Here is a 15863-nt window from a genome sequence, read left to right on the forward strand (position 1 = left end):
AGCATGCCCACAAACCGCGATCCGTTCGCAGCATACATTTGTGACGAAACCGCGCTGGATGTTCTCCGCCCGGTAGTCATCGAACTCGGTTGGCAGCCCGAGAAGTGCAACAAGGGCGGACTGCGTAACGCGGTTCAGTCGCTCTCCGTCTCGGCCAGCCCAAATATTCTGATGGTGGACCTTTCCGAAAGCGGCGATCCACTTAATGACATTAATGCTCTAGCGGAAGTTTGCGAACCGGGCACCGTCGTGATCGCCATCGGCCAAGTCAATGACGTACGCCTTTACCGCGATCTGATCTCGAGCGGCATTCACGACTATCTGCTCAAGCCCTTATCGGCTGCGGTTTTGAGGGATTCTCTGAACAACGCCCAAGCCGTCTTCTCTGCGCCACGCGGCGGCGAAGCCGAGCAGGCAAAGAATCATATCTCCGCTGCGATCATCGGTACGCGCGGTGGTGTAGGAGCGTCGACGCTCGCCACTTCTCTCGCGTGGCATTATAGCACTGATAAGCGCATGCCGACTGCATTGCTTGATCTAGATGTTCATTTCGGCACCGGTGCACTGACGCTCGATCTCGAGCCGGGGCGCGGCCTTACCGATGCAATCGACAATCCCAGTCGTATTGATGGCCTCTTCATCGAGCGCGCCATGATCCGCGCCAACGACAATCTGGCCATCCTCTCGGCAGAGGCACCGATCAACTCGCCGCTCATGACAGATGGCGCAGCATTCCTGCAACTCCAAGAGGAGTTTCGCCACGCCTTTGAAATGACACTGATCGATTTGCCGCGCAACATGCTGATCAATTTTCCGCATGTTCTGAACGAGGTGAACGTTGCGGCAGTAGTGTGCGATATGAGCCTGGCGTCGGCGCGTGACACTATTCGCATTCTCTCTTGGCTCAAGACGAATGCCGGGCATGTCACTCCGCTCGTCATTGCCAACAGGGTCCAGCCGGGAGCTTCCGAGATCAGCAAGGCCGACTTCGAAGCTTCTATCGAACGTAAGATCGATGTTTCCATCTCACTCGATCAGAAAGCAGCAATCTCGGCAGCCAAGCTCGGCAAGACGGTTATCGACGCAAGCGCTTCAAGCAAGATGTCGGCTGGCATCAAGCAGGCTGCATCGCAGATTATCGGACTGGGCGAAGCTGACAGCAACGATGACGAAAAGTCGGCAAAGAAATCATTGCTCGGGGGTTTCGACCTGAAGGGCCTGATGACGAAAAAGGAAAAGGCGACGGCCTGAATTCGGCTGAGGTAGGCGAGCATTCGCGCGCCGATTATCCGAAATCCGAATTTGACTTTTACGGAGTTTAGCGATGGACACGGCCCAGCTCATATTGATCTTCGGCGGAATGCTGGTTCTGCTCGTATTGCTTTACTTCGCCTTCGCGGGTCCAAACGTAGCGAAAGCAAGCCAGAGGAGACTGCAACAAGTCCGCTATCGGCATTCTGAAAGCACTGATGCGAAGGTTGAATCCCAACTTAAGAAGGCCATCGCGGCCCGCAAACCCAAACAATATCGTCAGGCCGGTTCAGAGTCACGCCTCGCTGCTCTGGCTCTTCGGTTAGATCGATCCGGAAAAAATTGGAGCCTAAGTCAGTATTTCTACGTCTCGCTCGGCTTAGCCCTCATCACGGCTTTACTACTTTACCTGCAGTCGGGCTCGTTACCTCTTTCATTAGCGGTCGCGATTTTCTTCGCTGCTGGCATTCCACACTTCATCGTGAATAGGACGATTTCGAAACGCACGGCGCAATTCAACGCCAAGTTTCCAGACGCCATTGAGTTACTTGTTCGTGGCCTTCGCTCGGGCCTTCCAGTCACCGAAACTCTCGGAGTGGTCGCACAGGAAGTGCCGGGTCCTGTCGGCCAAGAGTTTAAAGGTATCGTGGAGCGCATTAAAATTGGGCGTACGATGGAGGAGTCGCTTCAGGCAACAGCAGATAGGCTCAATATTCCTGAATTCGATTTTTTCTGCATCACCTTGGCCATTCAGCGTGAGACTGGCGGCAATCTCGCGGAGACACTCTCGAACCTAGCCGATGTGCTTCGGAAGCGAGCCCAGATGAAGCTCAAAATCCGCGCAATGAGTTCTGAGTCGAAAGCGTCCGCTTACATCGTGGGTGCTCTTCCCTTCGTCGTTTTTACCATGATTTGGTGGATAAATCCATCGTATGTAGCGGGCTTTTTCACTGATGATCGACTGATTGTAACTGGCCTCGGTGGATTGGTCTGGATGAGTATCGGTGCGTTCATCATGGCGAAGATGGTCAGTTTCGAAATCTGAGCGGTAGAGGAACATTATAATGGAAAGTTCGACCGGCCCCACGCTACTCGGTTTCGACGTCTTGCTCGTAGGATCGATTCTCGCCGGAGTGGCGGCTGTAGCTGTCATTTTTGCGATCTATGCCGCGCTGACAATCAAAGACCCCATGGCTAAGCGCGTCAAAGCCCTCGAGGGGCGGCGAGAAGAACTGAAGCTCGGACTTGTCACAGCAAGCGCTAAAAAACGCCAAAGCCTTGTTCGCAATTCGAGTACTACCGACAAGGTCCGAGATACTCTCGGGAACATGAAGGTTCTGCAACAGAGCCAAGTCGATGAAATACAGCAAAAATTAGCTTGGGCCGGATTTCGCAACAAAGAAGTTGCCGTTATCCTCATCGCCTTGCGCATGATCCTTCCGACACTATTCGGAACCATCACGGCGATTTTATTGTATGGAATTGAGATCTATCCAGACTGGGAATTTAAGCGCGTAGCAGCCATGGCTGCAGCCCTATTTCTAGGATACAAAGGCCCAGAGATCTACCTATCCAATATTGCGAACAAACGAACGGATGCGATCCGCAAGGGTTTGCCAGATGCGATCGACCTTTTGGTGATCTGCGCTGAGGCCGGGCTGACGGTCGATGCTTCCTTCAACCGCGTAGCGAAAGAGTTGGGGAGAGCCTACCCGGAACTCGGCGAAGAATTTACATTGACCGCAATCGAGCTATCCTTCCTCAACGAGCGCAAGAAAGCTTTCAACAACCTCGCTTATCGAGTGAATTTGGAGGCGGTCAAGGGCGTTGTAACCACAATGGTGCAGACCGAACGGTACGGTACTCCATTGGCCTCTGCCTTGCGCGTCCTGTCGGCTGAATTCCGTAACGAACGCATGATGCGTGCAGAAGAGAAAGCGGCGCGTCTGCCAGCCATTATGACTGTTCCGCTTATCCTCTTCATTCTGCCAGTATTGTTCATCGTCATCCTTGGACCGGCGGCTTGTAACATCTCCGACAGTCTTCTGAAATAACGCGGAAAGTCGAAACGACGAACCGTCGAAGAAAGCCTCGCCGATTATCTAGTCGGCGAGGCTTTCTGCATCGAACTCCCCAGCACTTTGGCGTAACCGGGCGAGCATGTCGCGCATTTGCGTCCGCTCCTCTTCGCTCAATACCGAGAAGAGTTCTTCCTCGATCTTTAGCGCAAGCGGCATGATCCCGGCGTGGACTGCCCGCCCCTCCGCAGTGAGATCTAGCAGGTGCGAGCGGCCATCGCTCTCGTTCGGAGTGCGCTGAGCCAGCCCGCGGCTCTCCAGCAACTTGCAGGCGCGGTTGACTGGCACCTTGTCCATCAGGGTCGCCTGAGACAGTTCGCGCTGGGTCGTCGGACCGCTATCGCCGAGGACCGCCATGATCCGCCATTCGGTGGTCTTCAGCGCGAAGCGTTTGCGGTACTGCTCCGCGATCCTGGTCGAGACGGCATTCGACGCGACCGACAGTTGATACGGCAGGAAATCGGCGAGGCGCTGGGCGGGTTTTCGAGTACTCATCCCGCCAAGGTCTAATGAAGCCCCCCGCTTTTACAAGGTTGCAGCCGTAACCACCTGCCCCCTATTCATAGCCCAGTTCGTCCCACCACGGATAGAAGTCGGGCATGTCTGCGCTGACCGTGTCGGGATAGACGGGCGGTCGCTTCTCGAGGAAACTGCGGACTCCTTCCTTGCTGTCCTCGCTCTTGCCCAGCCGGTAGATCGAGCGGCTGTCGATCCGGTGTGCCAGCATCGGATGCTCGAGCGCCGAAAGCCGCCAGAGCATAGCGCGGGTCATGGCAACGGAGACGGCGGAGGTATTGTCGGCGATCTCGCGCGCCAGCGACATGGCAGCATCCTTCAGCTCGTGCTGCGGATGCACCGAGCGCACCAGGCCTTTCTCGAGAGCCTCCTCAGCCCCGAAGATGCGCCCGGTCATGCACCACTCTAGGGAAGTCTGCATGCCGACCAGCCGCGGCAGGAACCAGCTGGAGCAGGCTTCGGGCGTAATCCCGCGCCGTGCGAACACGAAACCGAACCGTGCATTATCGCTGCAGAGCCGCATGTCGAAAGGCAGCTGCATGGTCGCCCCCACCCCGACCGCAACACCATTGCAGGCGCCGATGACCGGCTTCTTGGAGTTGAAGAGCCGCAGCACGAGCTGCCCGCCCCCGTCGCGCACGCGTTCGTCCGAGAGATCCTCCACCGGGGCGTGGCGCGCGAAGACATTGCCCTTTTCCCCGTCCGGGGTGAGATCTGCGCCAGCGCAGAACGCCCGCTCGCCAGAACCGGTCACGACCAGCGCGCGCACGCTGTCATCGGCATCGGTGATATCCAGCACATCGATGAATTCCTGCTTCATCACGCTGGTGAAGGCGTTCATCTTTTCGGGTCTATCGAGCGTTACGATGGCGATTCCATCGGCGATCTCGAGCTTGATCTCAGTCAGGTCGTTCATTTGGATTTCCCCTCCGGCAATCCTACAGGATGGAGCACATGGAGCACGGTCCAGGAGCAAATGCAAAGCCCGGTGCTCGGAGGCTCCATCGAGACAAAAAACCAACAAATACGGCGCGATCCGATGAGGGCCGCATAGCGCGCCCGATCCAAGTAGGAAACACGGCAGTCCGAGCGCCCGCTGCCACCACGCGTGCCCGCCGGTGGAACGCCTTCGCCCCCACACCCGTTGCAAAGACGAACTGTTTCTCAATTCAAGCAAGGTGGCCAATGGCACAGATTACGACCAACAATCCCGCGACGCGCGAAGACATCGAAACCTACGACCTCATGTCGAAGGATGAAGCCTTCGCCAAGATCGAGGCTGCGCACGAAGCCTTCCTCGAATGGCGCACCCGCAGCCATGAAGAGCGCGGAGAGATCCTGAGCAAGATCGCCAAAACATTGCGCGACAACAGCGACCGTATCAGCGAGTTGATGACCAAGGAAACCGGCAAACTGCTGAAGGACGGCAAGACTGAAGTCGAAATCTGCGCAAGGATCTTCGAATATTCCGCTGATCGCGGGCCCGAGGAACTGGCCGACGAGGAGCGTGAACATTCGGGCGGCAAGAAGCGCGGCATAGTGACCTATTCTCCCATCGGCGTCATCTATTCGATCCAGCCGTGGAATTTCCCCCTGTATCAGCCCGTCCGCGTTCTGGCCGCCAACGCGATGGCCGGGAATGCGTGCATTCTCAAACACGCCAGCATCTGCACCGGAAGCGGTCTTCTGCTCCGCGATCTCTGTCTGGAAGCAGGCCTGCCGAAGGGCTTGTTCGACGTTGTTCTGGTCGATCACGACACTTCGGACGAGATCATCGAACATGACAAGATCCGCGCCGTCACCATGACCGGCAGCGACGGTGCCGGCCGCCACATTGGCAGCAAGGCAGCCGAAGCGCTCAAAAAGACGGTGCTGGAGCTTGGCTCCAACGACGCCTACCTTGTCCTGGAAGATGCCGATATCGATCTGGCAGTGAAGACATGCGTCACCGGACGCCTCTATAACAACGGCGAAACCTGCGTATCGGCGAAGCGCTTCGTTGTGACGGATGCCGTCTATGACGAATTCGTCGAAGCCTTCGTCGAGCGGATGAAGAGCACCAAGCTCGGCGCACCAACCGACGAGGATACGCAGCTTGGCCCGGTTTCGAGCAAGGAGCAGTTCGATACCCTGGTCGAGCAGGTGCAGAAGAGCCTCGACGGCGGCTGCACACTGCTTTGCGGCGGCGATCGGGAAGAGGATCCGAAGGGCTGGTATTACCCCGCCACGGTGCTGGCCGACTGCAAGAAAGGCACCCCGGCCTATGACGATGAATTGTTCGGACCGGTGGCATCGATCATTCGCGCCAAGGATGATGAAGACGCGATGCGCATCGCCAACGACAGCCGTTATGGCCTTGGCGGCGGCATCTTCACCAAGGATCAGGACAAAGCGATCCGGCTTGCCCGCGACCACTTCGACACCGGTATGGTCCGCGTCAATTCCTTCGGCGCTGCCGATCCGAACATGCCATTCGGAGGCGTCAAGGACAGCGGATATGGCCGCGAACATGGCGGGTTCGGCATGAAGGAATTCGTCAACACCAAGGCCATCTTCCTTCCCTGATCCCAATTAATCTCGCTGGAGAAAACCTATGAAAATCCTCGTAGCCGGAGCAACCGGCAACACAGGCGCCCGCCTAGTCAACGAACTCGCAGATCGCGGCCATGAACCGGTTGCGCTGGTTCGCCAGTCATCCGATACTAGCAAGCTGCCCGGCAAGGCCAAACAGCGCCAGGGCGACCTAACCGACCTGCAGGACGACGTAACCGATGGATGCGAAGTCGTGATCTTTGCCGCCGGGTCGGGCGGCGACACCAGCGCCGAGATGACCGACAAGGTCGATCGTGACGGCGCGATCAAATTGATCGACATTGCGGAGAAAAGCGATGTCCGCCGCTTCGTGATGCTGAGCTCTGTGGGTGCCGATGATCCCGATCCGGATAGCGAGCTGGCGCATTATCTCGAAGCCAAGCACGCTGCAGACGAGCATCTGAAAAAGAGCAGCCTTGAATATGCCATCTTGCGGCCGGTCTCACTCACGGACGATGGCCCGACCGGGTCGGTTCGGCTCGGCGACGATGTCGATCCGAAGGGCAACGCTGCCCGGGGCGATGTCGCCGTTCTCCTGGCCGATGCGGCGGAGCAGGACGAATGGACCGGAGCAATCAAGCTCATGGAAACCAATTACTGAGCAAGCACGCTCAAAACCAAAAGCGCCGCCCGTTCGCAATTGAACGGGCGGCGCTTTTTCATTCGGTCGGGGTGGCTTAGCGCGGCGCCATACGGATGGCACCGTCGAGACGGACGTCTTCACCGTTGAAATAGCCGCATTCGATCATGGTCATGGCAAGCTTGGCATATTCTTCCGGATTGCCGAGACGCTTGGGGAACGGCACGCTGGCATTCAGTGCTTCGATCGCCTTTTCTGGCAGGCCCATCAGCAGCGGGGTCTGGAAGATTCCGGGCAGGATCGTGTTGACGCGGATGCCTTCGTTCATGAGATCGCGCGCGATCGGCAGAGTCATGCCGACTACCCCGCCCTTGGATGCCGAATAGGCCGCCTGACCGATCTGGCCGTCTTCGGCTGCAACCGAGGCCGTGTTGACGATGGCGCCGCGATTGCCGTCCTCGGTGATCGGATCGAGGCTCATCATGCCGGCGGCGGATTTGGCGATGCAGCGGAACGTGCCGATGAGGTTGACCTGGACCACGAATTCGAAGGCGCTGATCGGGAAATGCTTGATGTCACCCGTCTGCTTGTCGCGGCTCGCTGTCTTAATGGCATTACCAATACCGGCGCAATTGACCAGGATGCGTTCCTGTCCGTGCGCTTCGCGTGCCTTGGCGAAACCGGCATCCACTTCTTCCTCGCTGGTCACATTGACCTTGCAGAAGACCCCGCCCAGCTCTTCGGCCATGGCGTTGCCCTTCTCTTCGTTCATGTCGAAGATGGCGACCTTGGCGCCCTTGGCTGAGATGGCGCGCGCGGTGGCTGCGCCCAGCCCCGATGCGCCGCCGGTGACGATGGCGGGGGTGTTGCTGCTTACTTCCATTGCTCTCTCCTCAATCTGAAAATCGCTCGGCCCGGGCTGCCGGTCGCGCTGGCGGACCGATAGGCCAGAAGCCGTACTTCTTTTGAAACTGCGCGCCAGACAAAATTGATCTCCGGCCCCGATTGCGAGGACAGGCGCGTGCCAATCTCCTGCCGCTATAGCGCCTCGACGATAGTGACATTGGCGACTCCGCCGCCTTCGCACATCGTCTGCAATCCGTATTTCTTGCCGCGTGCTTTCAGCGAATGGACAAGCGTTGCCATCAGCTTGGTGCCCGATGCGCCGAGCGGATGGCCCAGCGCGATCGCTCCGCCGTTGACATTGAGCTTGTCCGGATCCGCTCCCGTATGCTTGATCCATGCCAAGGGAACGGGCGCGAAGGCTTCGTTCACTTCGTAAAGATCGATGTCCGAAATTTTCATGCCCGCCCGCTCCAGCGCGCGGTCGGTCGCGAACAGCGGTTCTTCCAGCATGATCACTGGATCGCCTGCCGTCACCGTCAGATTATGGATACGCGCGATGGGAGTGAGGCCGTATTCCTTCAGCGCTTTCTCGCTCACCACCAGCACCGCGCTGGACCCGTCGCAGATCTGACTGCTCGACGCGGCGGTGATGGTGCCGTCGGGGCTCAGAAGCTTCACACCGGCGATGCCGTCTAGCGTGGCATCGAACCGGATGCCTTCATCGACCGTATGCATCTCGCTGCCTTCGGGGGTCTCGATTTCGACCGGCACGATTTCGTCCTCGAACGCACCGGACTTGGTCGCCTCGGCAGCCTTGCGATGACTTTCCAGGGCGAAGCGATCGAGGTCATCCTTGGTGAAGCCGTGCTTCTTCACGATCATTTCCGCGCCCGTGAACTGGGACCACTGGATACCGGGATATTTCTCTTCCAGGCCGGGCGATTTGTAGTGCCCCAGCCCCTCTTTCATGTGGAGCATGGCAGTCGATCCCATGGGCACGCGGCTCATGCTTTCCACGCCGCTGGCGATTACCACATCCTGTGTACCGCTCATGACCGCCTGCGCGGCGAACTGGATGGCCTGCTGGGAAGAACCGCACTGCCGGTCGATCGTGACGGCGGGCACGCCCTCGCCCAGATGCTTCGCCGCGAGAACGGCATTGCGCCCCACCTGCATCGCCTGTTCGCCGCCCTGGCTGACGCAGCCCATGATGACATCATCGACCGCACGCGCCTCCAGCCCCGAGCGCTGCATCACCGCATCGAGCGACTTTGCCGCGAGATCGACCGGATGCACCCCGGCAAGCCGCCCGCCCCGGCGCCCGCCGGCGGTCCGCACTGCTTCGACGATATAGGCTTCAGGCATTGATCTCTCCCAAGATACGTTTCTATTTGAGACTTTGTTATGTGACCCTTCCGTTTACGTCAACTTTCAATGCTCGATCTTGCAGTCTCACCCCACTTGTTTCGTACAATCTTGCTCTCTAGAACCGCTGACAATGCGAAAGCTGTTCGAACTCAATCCCGAGCTGGATCGCCCGGCACTCGCCCGCCGGTTCGCGAAGCAGACGCGGGTGCAGGTCCGCGATGTTCTCACCGAGCAGACCGCCCGCGAGATCCAGCAGATCCTGCTCTCCGGTACGAAGTGGGGTATGGCCGTTCAGGCGGGCGACGGGGCGGGCATCAAGCCGCAATCCTGGCGCTATGACGAGGTCAGGGCCGAACAAGGGACAAGCGCCGTGAATGCGGCGGCCAATGCGGCGCATCAGGCATCGGCCCGGGGTCATTATGCCTTTCGGTTTGCCCATTATCCTTTCGTCGCTGCAGTGCAGGAGAAGTGGGAGCCGGACGGCGTCCACGAATTGCTGCTCGAATATCTTAATACGCCGGAATTTCTCGGACTGGCCAGAGATATCACCGGGATTGCAGAGCTTCACAAGGCCGATGGCCAGGCGACCTTGTTCGCGCCTAACCAGTACCTCGGCCGCCATATCGACAGCCATGTCGCCGAAGGCTGGCGAGTTGCCTACGTCCTCAATCTGTCGCGCGATGACTGGCATCCCGACTGGGGCGGGTATCTCATTTTCCTCGATGAAGACGGGGATATCGTCGAGGGATTTCGCCCGCGGTTCAATTCGCTCAATCTCTTCGCGGTGCCCCAGAGCCACCTAGTCAGCTACGTGGCTCCTTTCGCACCGATAGGACGCGTGGCGATAACAGGATGGCTCCGCGACCGGTGATCAGCAGCCCGCAAGATGTCATCACTGCCGCCCAGGATGCTGCCGGGCGTGGCGACAACGCCAGAGCGAGCGCGATCCTTCAAGCCGGCCTCAGCAAATATCCAAAGGACCTTTCCCTACTAGGCAAGGCGGCCTCCTTGGCCCTTTCCCGCCAAAACAATGACCAAGCGGTCGATCTCTACCGTCAGGCTATCGCCCTGGCTCCCGACAGTGACGATCTGAAGCTCGACCTTGTCATAGCCCTGACCGCGGCCGGGCGACCGGCCGCCGCGCTGGAGCTTGCTCTCGGCCTCGAAGCACCAATGCAGGACCAGCCGCGTTACTGGTCGAGCCGCGCCAATGCAGCTCGCCAGGCCGGCAACATGGAAGAAGCAGCGTCGAGTTATGATCGCTGCCTGCTCTTGAAATCCGACCACCCGCGGGCGCTTCATGGAAGAGCGCGGGTCGCATTGGTCCGAGGTGAAGAAAACGCGCTTCCGCAGTTCGATCGTGCGCTTTCCATTCTTCCAAGCGAAGCCGATCTCTGGCTTGGACGGGCTCAGGCACTCGACGCTGCCGGAAGGGCCGAGGAAGCTAGGGCCTTGGCCGCCCAGCTCGTCGACAAGGCACCGCAATGGATCGACGCGCTCGACCTTTATGCGCAGCTCCTGTCTGCCACAGGCGAAAGCGAGATCGACGCACATTACTCTGAAGCTGCCCGGCGGATGCCCAGCCTCGCTGCCATACCGGCGGCGCACATCCGCCATCTGACCCGGCGGGAAAAGCATGAGAGCGCATACGCGATCGCCGAAGACGCCAAGAGCCGATTTGCGGGGGAGCGGATCTTCGAACTTGCCTGCGCGTCCAGTGCGGGAATGGCCGGCAAACTCGATCTGGCCGACGAATTGTTCGATCGGATCGACTGGGACAGTCCCGACCTTTCGCTCGAGCTGGGAAGGCATCGGCTGAGGCGAGGAGACTTAGAAGAAGCGGAGCGTTTGCTGGACATCGCTGCAGCGGACAAGACCACCGCACACACAGCCTATGCTCTGCGTGGCATTCTGTGGCGGCTGACCGGCGATGAACGCGCTGTCTGGCTTCACGAGCAAGCCGGTCTTATCCGGATGCTGCCGCTTCCCGATGCGGAAAATGTCTTCTCGTCCGTCATTCCCACGCTTCTCGCCCTGCACGACGGATCGAGCTTTCCTGTTGGTCAATCTTTGCGCGGAGGAACGCAAACCCGCCACATACTTTTCCAGCGCCAGGAGCTGGAGCTTGAGCTGCTGAAGTCGGCGGTGGAGCAGGCGCTCGAGATTTACCGCAGCGGCTTGCCGGATCATGATCCGGCACACCCTCTCCTTGCGCACAAGAAAGATCGGTGGTCTTTGCTTGGCTCCTGGTCGGTTCGCCTGAAGGGTGGTGATCACCATGCGGCCCACATTCATCCGCAGGGCGTCATCTCATCTGCTCTATATATGATCATCCCTGAGAGTGTCGCTGATGATGCCGGCGGAAAGTTGGAACTTGGCCGCCCGCCGACAGATCTTATGCTCGACCTCGAACCCTTGTGCGTCCTGCAGCCAAGGCTGGGCTATCTGGCTTTGTTTCCGAGCACGCTTTACCACGGCACGACGTGCTTTACCGGAGGTATACGCATGACGGTAGCGTTTGATGTGGCACCCCGTATAGTTCGGACCTATGAATAGAGCTCAGACAGAAGAAGTTTGGAAGACATTCTGGAGGAACGAGCAGGCATCTGCTGCACCAAGTGTGGTCTCAAACCAATGGAACCCGCTAACCAGGGCGCAGTTCGAGGCCTGGAGTACGTTTGCAAAGCGCCTTACGCCTAAATCCACTGTAATCGACATCGCAACGGGAGCGGGCAAAGTGCCCGCGATGTTGCACACGGTACGCCCCGATCTGCGAATCACAGGTATCGATATCGCTGAGCGCTTGCCGACCTTGTCTGAGAACGTCCGGCTGGTCGGCGGAGTATCGATGGACGATTTGCCGTTCGATGACGGTAACTTCGATGTCGCGATTAGCCAGTTTGGTTTCGAATATGGCGATACACAAGCGGCCGCTGCCGAAATTGTCCGTGTCCTGAAACCGGGCGGCCGCATTGCCCTGATGGTTCATCGCGGCGATGGTCCCATTCTCGCGCAAAACCGGCACCGCCGCGAGCAGCTAAGGTGGGTCAACGATGAAAACGAACTGTTCGCGCGCGTTCATGCGCTCCTACCAGCAGACAACTGCTCGGCACCCGAGGCGATCAATCTTGCGGAAAAACTCGCACGTCAGGGAGAAGAGCGCTTCGGCCAAAGGTCAGTCGCGTGGGAAGTATGCGAAGCCGCCCGGCGGACTTTGGTGCTTGGTCCGACGAATAAGCGGGAAATTCTGATGGACGCACTGGGCTCGATAAAGAGGGAATTGTTAGGTGAGATAAGCCGCATCGATTCGCTTGAAGACGCTTGCGCTGCGGCGGATGACCGGAAAATCCTGCTTGCCGGATTTCGCAAACACCATCGAGAGCCGATTGCCACCATCGCGATCAACTTACCCGGCGAAAACCCGTTCGCGGACCTGATCACGTTTTGAACCTGAACTGAGCAACTACCGCTATTCTACCTGCTCCGTCGAAGTTCGTATCGACCATGAAAAAAGGCGGCAGACCGCGAAGTCTGCCGCCCCAATTTTTTCTTCGACGTATCGATTAGAACTTGAAGTTGATCGATGCAAAGAAGTCACGACCCAGCGGATCGTAAGTACCACTGTAAGAGTTTGCTTCCAGCTGATTGTCGCCAAGCAAAGTACCGTCATTGTCCGAGGTTACGATGCCGTCAGCATCGAAAGTCGGGGTCTGCGGCAACTCGTCAAAGATGTTGTTCACACCAATTGTAAAGGTCGTTTGCTCAGACGCCATGAACGAAAAAGTAAGATCGAACAGATCATACGCATCCCGACGCTCTACACCATTGAAAGCTGCGTAATCTACCGAATCGTCGTCGTCATCGACAGCCGAAAGGTGACGCCAGCGAAGCGACGTGGTTACCGGACCATCAATGAAGGACGCACGGCTGCTCCACTTGAATGACGGGGTCGGTTCGCCGCAACTTGCGCCGAATTCGCCTGCACAATCAAGTTTGTCTGCACCAGCAGCAGCAATCGTGGAAGATTCTTTGGTCCAAGTACCAAGGAACGAGAGATTGAAGTCCTGCTCTCCTGTATCGGTAAGCAACGAGAACGGAAGAACCGTGCTATATGTCGCTTGCAGATCGACACCCTTGACACGGAAATTCGACACGTTGCGCGGAAGGAGGAGCGGTGGGCTCGTGACCTCAATCTGACCAAGACCATTGCGATTTTCAGGAGCGAACGCGGCGCAGATCGGAGCTGAAAGATCATTGGCACCGACGCAGAGACTGAATGTCTGCTGCAAGTTTACGGTCGTGATCGCATCTTCGATCTCAATATCGAAATAGTCCGCGGTCAGCGTAAAGCCTGGGAAGAAACTTGGCTGCAGAACGACGCCAGCCGTCCAACTGGTTGAGGTTTCTTCCTGAAGATCCGGATTTCCGCCAAACAATGCAGGAATCTGCGTATTTGGCTGGATATTCGTTCCGCCACCCACGGCGCCCGCTGGCACACCGGTGGCTTCACAGAAGGCGACGACTGCCGGGTTGGTTGCATTAGCCGCGACCGAACATGGATCGGTTGCGCCTGGATAACCAATCGCTTGACCGGCAAACAGCTCGTCCACGTTAGGTGCACGAACTGCTTTTTGATACTGAGCACGAAGAGTTACATCTGGAATGGGAGCGAATTCCACGCCTCCAGCATAGCTCCACACCCCACCAACGGCATCAAGCGAGTAGTCGGAATAACGACCAGCGCCGGAGAATTCGAGACGTGCCGAACCGAATTCAATGGGGATGTTAAGTTCGCCGAACACTTCTTTGACGTCATAAGATCCTTCGGTTGCCTCACCAGCATTAAAGCCGATGACGTCGCCCGACGAGAGAGCGGTATCCGGAATAAATTCCGATCCTACCTTCCGATATTCAGCACCCAGCGCAAATGCAACCGGATCGGAATTCTCGCCAATAGCGAAGTCGCCGAAGGTGCCCGATACGACACCACTAGCCACCTGCTGGCTCGACACGTCGCCATTCTGTGCGAGGATCGAAATCTGATCGACCTGAGCTTCAGTAAGAGTTCCCAAACCAAAGATATTGATCGCTGGATCGGTTCCATCGAGAGCACGCTGAAAAGCGGACCGTGAAATGTTACCTGCTTGAATATTGGCATTACGAGTACGCGAATACATGTAGTAAGCGTCGTAAGTCAGATATTCGTTAATGGGACCACGCAGGCCGCCCAGAACGCGAAATGCGTTACGCTCGTCGAGTGAGTTACGCGAGCCGGTTTCGATCACGCGACGGTTGATGTTTGCACGAACAACGCCTGGATCGTCGGCGACGCCAGCAGCAAGATTCCGTTCGGTTTCTGCTGCGTCGATTGCCGTCAAGTCTGCAAGAGATGCAGCGTCAAGAAACTGGCCTACAGTATCAAGGTCAAGATTGAAGGGACCTGTAACCGGAGTAGCTGCAAGTTCGGTCGCCACACGATTGTTTACGAACGTAACTTCCGTATAAGCCGTGTGTCCGCCATCGAAATCGTAATCGGCATAGCCACCGGCAAGGTAACGTTCCTGCGGGATTTGCAAATAGTTCGCCGGGGCGTAGTTGTAGGACCCAGTGCCGGGGCGGAACGAGCCTGGTGTGTCGAAAAATACAGCATTGGTCGGCTGATTGAAATCGCCGATGCCATTGTCAGTCGGTTCGACCGCAGGTGTGTTCGGGTTATCCCGGCGATAACGCGGACCAAGCCCGCTTGCGCCGCCGGCGTACGTTATGGTTCCGTTGGGTGTGGTAGACGAACCGAACTGCTGCAAAGGCGCATCAAATGTTTCGCCGCCAAGCGCGAATCTTGAGAAACCACGATCACCTTGGAAAATTGGCGAGCGATTGAAATATTCCGCGTAGACTGTTGCGCTGCCTCGTCCATCGGCAAAGCTAGTGCCAATAGCTCCGTGAATTTCATAGCGCGCACCATCGCCGCGCTCAGTAAGCGCGTATTGGCCGCCGAGTTCGATGCCTTCCACATCTTTTAACTGGAAGTTCACGACACCAGCCAGAGCATCCGAACCATAAACGGCCGAAGCACCGCCGGTGACCACGTCTACACTGTCAAGCAGGAAGGAAGGGATGGTGTTCAGGTCGACGATCTGCGAAGTGTCGTAAGACAGCCAGCGACGACCATTTACCAAGACGAGCGTCCGAGTGGCGCCCAATCCACGAAGGTTCAGAGTGGCAGCACCATCGCCAGGATTGTTCGAGAACGACGTCGTACCAGGAACTACCTGGGGCAGAGTGTTGATCACGTTCTCGACGTTCACGGTGCCCGAAAGTTCGAACTCCTCATCTTGAACGACTGCAACAGGAGCAGCAGTTTCCACGTTGCGGCGCGCGATGCGCGACCCGGTCACAACAATGGGAGCGGGAGCCGCAGCGGCCGGCTCGGTCGCCGGTTCATTGACCTGCTCATCAACCTGCGCCAGGGCAGGCGATGCAATCATGGCACCAGCCATCATCGTGCCTGTCAGCAACGCAGCTTTCGAAAACTTGTAAGACATTTCTATCCCCTCTGAGGGGGGCGACGCAACGCCGCCCCATTAGAAAGATGGATCCAGACAACAATCTGAACATGCTCGACGTACTCT

The 15863-nt window shown here is 57.7% G+C and carries 13 protein-coding genes; 8 read left to right on the forward strand and 5 right to left on the reverse strand.

Annotation, left to right across the window (positions count from 1 at the left end; all coding sequences use genetic code 11):
• Positions 1 to 3 precede the first annotated feature (3 nt).
• The 3 genes from ACI2I1_RS02920 to ACI2I1_RS02930 all read left to right on the forward strand — a co-directional run bounded on the left by ACI2I1_RS02920 (position 4) and on the right by ACI2I1_RS02930 (position 3305).
• A complete protein-coding gene (locus ACI2I1_RS02920; RefSeq protein ID WP_404678325.1) occupies positions 4 to 1251 on the forward strand; it encodes a pilus assembly protein CpaE in 1248 nt (415 codons plus the stop codon).
• Between the two features lie 73 nt (positions 1252 to 1324).
• Complete coding sequence (locus ACI2I1_RS02925) at positions 1325 to 2296, forward strand: type II secretion system F family protein (RefSeq protein WP_404677832.1); 972 nt, start codon at positions 1325 to 1327, stop codon at positions 2294 to 2296.
• Between the two features lie 19 nt (positions 2297 to 2315).
• A complete protein-coding gene (locus ACI2I1_RS02930) occupies positions 2316 to 3305 on the forward strand; it encodes a type II secretion system F family protein (protein ID WP_404677833.1) in 990 nt (329 codons plus the stop codon).
• A gap of 48 nt (positions 3306 to 3353) precedes the next feature.
• On the opposite strand, the gene ACI2I1_RS02935 is transcribed toward ACI2I1_RS02930, so the two are convergent.
• A complete protein-coding gene (locus ACI2I1_RS02935; RefSeq protein ID WP_404677834.1) occupies positions 3354 to 3824 on the reverse strand; it encodes a MarR family winged helix-turn-helix transcriptional regulator in 471 nt (156 codons plus the stop codon).
• Between the two features lie 61 nt (positions 3825 to 3885).
• The gene (locus tag ACI2I1_RS02940) at positions 3886 to 4761 is read right to left on the reverse strand and encodes a crotonase/enoyl-CoA hydratase family protein (RefSeq protein ID WP_404677835.1); all 876 of its coding nucleotides are present in this window, start codon (positions 4759 to 4761) and stop codon (positions 3886 to 3888) included.
• Positions 4762 to 5030: 269 nt separating this feature from the next.
• On the opposite strand from ACI2I1_RS02940, the gene ACI2I1_RS02945 reads away from it, so the two are divergent.
• Both ACI2I1_RS02945 and ACI2I1_RS02950 read left to right on the forward strand, forming a co-directional pair.
• Complete coding sequence (locus ACI2I1_RS02945; protein WP_404677836.1) at positions 5031 to 6410, forward strand: NAD-dependent succinate-semialdehyde dehydrogenase; 1380 nt, start codon at positions 5031 to 5033, stop codon at positions 6408 to 6410.
• Between the two features lie 28 nt (positions 6411 to 6438).
• The gene (locus tag ACI2I1_RS02950; protein ID WP_404677837.1) at positions 6439 to 7038 is read left to right on the forward strand and encodes an SDR family oxidoreductase; all 600 of its coding nucleotides are present in this window, start codon (positions 6439 to 6441) and stop codon (positions 7036 to 7038) included.
• Positions 7039 to 7114: 76 nt separating this feature from the next.
• Here ACI2I1_RS02950 and ACI2I1_RS02955 read toward each other — a convergent pair whose 3' ends face one another.
• Both ACI2I1_RS02955 and ACI2I1_RS02960 read right to left on the reverse strand, forming a co-directional pair.
• Positions 7115 to 7900, reverse strand: coding sequence for an SDR family NAD(P)-dependent oxidoreductase (locus ACI2I1_RS02955; RefSeq protein ID WP_404677838.1), 786 nt, complete (start codon positions 7898 to 7900; stop codon positions 7115 to 7117).
• Between the two features lie 155 nt (positions 7901 to 8055).
• On the reverse strand, positions 8056 to 9228 hold the full coding sequence (locus tag ACI2I1_RS02960; RefSeq protein WP_404677839.1) for an acetyl-CoA C-acetyltransferase: 1173 nt from the start codon (positions 9226 to 9228) through the stop codon (positions 8056 to 8058).
• A gap of 133 nt (positions 9229 to 9361) precedes the next feature.
• On the opposite strand from ACI2I1_RS02960, the gene ACI2I1_RS02965 reads away from it, so the two are divergent.
• The 3 genes from ACI2I1_RS02965 to ACI2I1_RS02975 are packed head-to-tail and all read left to right on the forward strand — an operon-like array spanning position 9362 to position 12679.
• Positions 9362 to 10102 carry a 2OG-Fe(II) oxygenase gene (locus ACI2I1_RS02965; RefSeq protein ID WP_404677840.1) on the forward strand — a complete coding sequence of 247 codons (741 nt, stop codon included), beginning with the start codon at positions 9362 to 9364 and terminating at the stop codon, positions 10100 to 10102.
• Positions 10084 to 11787 carry a tetratricopeptide repeat protein gene (locus ACI2I1_RS02970; protein WP_404677841.1) on the forward strand — a complete coding sequence of 568 codons (1704 nt, stop codon included), beginning with the start codon at positions 10084 to 10086 and terminating at the stop codon, positions 11785 to 11787. The genes ACI2I1_RS02965 and ACI2I1_RS02970 overlap by 19 nt, the downstream gene beginning before the upstream one ends.
• Positions 11780 to 12679 carry a methyltransferase domain-containing protein gene (locus ACI2I1_RS02975; protein WP_404677842.1) on the forward strand — a complete coding sequence of 300 codons (900 nt, stop codon included), beginning with the start codon at positions 11780 to 11782 and terminating at the stop codon, positions 12677 to 12679. Before ACI2I1_RS02970 ends, ACI2I1_RS02975 begins: the two co-directional genes overlap by 8 nt.
• Before the next feature lie 115 nt (positions 12680 to 12794).
• Here ACI2I1_RS02975 and ACI2I1_RS02980 read toward each other — a convergent pair whose 3' ends face one another.
• The gene (locus ACI2I1_RS02980; RefSeq protein WP_404677843.1) at positions 12795 to 15776 is read right to left on the reverse strand and encodes a TonB-dependent receptor domain-containing protein; all 2982 of its coding nucleotides are present in this window, start codon (positions 15774 to 15776) and stop codon (positions 12795 to 12797) included.
• Positions 15777 to 15863: the final 87 nt, after the last annotated feature.

The sequence above is a fragment of the Qipengyuania sp. NPDC077563 genome, from assembly GCF_044901345.1.
Taxonomy (GTDB): domain Bacteria; phylum Pseudomonadota; class Alphaproteobacteria; order Sphingomonadales; family Sphingomonadaceae; genus Qipengyuania; species Qipengyuania aestuarii.

Bases quoted from the DNA above. Each gene is read 5' to 3' on its own strand.
- ACI2I1_RS02960 (WP_404677839.1), bottom strand. From the start codon at position 9,228: ATGCCTGAAGCCTATATCGTCGAAGCAGTGCGGACCGCCGGCGGGCGC.
- ACI2I1_RS02975 (WP_404677842.1), top strand. From the start codon at position 11,780: ATGAATAGAGCTCAGACAGAAGAAGTTTGGAAGACATTCTGGAGGAAC.
- ACI2I1_RS02955 (WP_404677838.1), bottom strand. From the start codon at position 7,900: ATGGAAGTAAGCAGCAACACCCCCGCCATCGTCACCGGCGGCGCATCG.
- ACI2I1_RS02940 (WP_404677835.1), bottom strand. From the start codon at position 4,761: ATGAACGACCTGACTGAGATCAAGCTCGAGATCGCCGATGGAATCGCC.
- ACI2I1_RS02970 (WP_404677841.1), top strand. From the start codon at position 10,084: ATGGCTCCGCGACCGGTGATCAGCAGCCCGCAAGATGTCATCACTGCC.
- ACI2I1_RS02925 (WP_404677832.1), top strand. From the start codon at position 1,325: ATGGACACGGCCCAGCTCATATTGATCTTCGGCGGAATGCTGGTTCTG.
- ACI2I1_RS02950 (WP_404677837.1), top strand. From the start codon at position 6,439: ATGAAAATCCTCGTAGCCGGAGCAACCGGCAACACAGGCGCCCGCCTA.
- ACI2I1_RS02980 (WP_404677843.1), bottom strand. From the start codon at position 15,776: ATGTCTTACAAGTTTTCGAAAGCTGCGTTGCTGACAGGCACGATGATG.
- ACI2I1_RS02935 (WP_404677834.1), bottom strand. From the start codon at position 3,824: ATGAGTACTCGAAAACCCGCCCAGCGCCTCGCCGATTTCCTGCCGTAT.
- ACI2I1_RS02945 (WP_404677836.1), top strand. From the start codon at position 5,031: ATGGCACAGATTACGACCAACAATCCCGCGACGCGCGAAGACATCGAA.
- ACI2I1_RS02930 (WP_404677833.1), top strand. From the start codon at position 2,316: ATGGAAAGTTCGACCGGCCCCACGCTACTCGGTTTCGACGTCTTGCTC.
- ACI2I1_RS02920 (WP_404678325.1), top strand. From the start codon at position 4: ATGCCCACAAACCGCGATCCGTTCGCAGCATACATTTGTGACGAAACC.
- ACI2I1_RS02965 (WP_404677840.1), top strand. From the start codon at position 9,362: ATGCGAAAGCTGTTCGAACTCAATCCCGAGCTGGATCGCCCGGCACTC.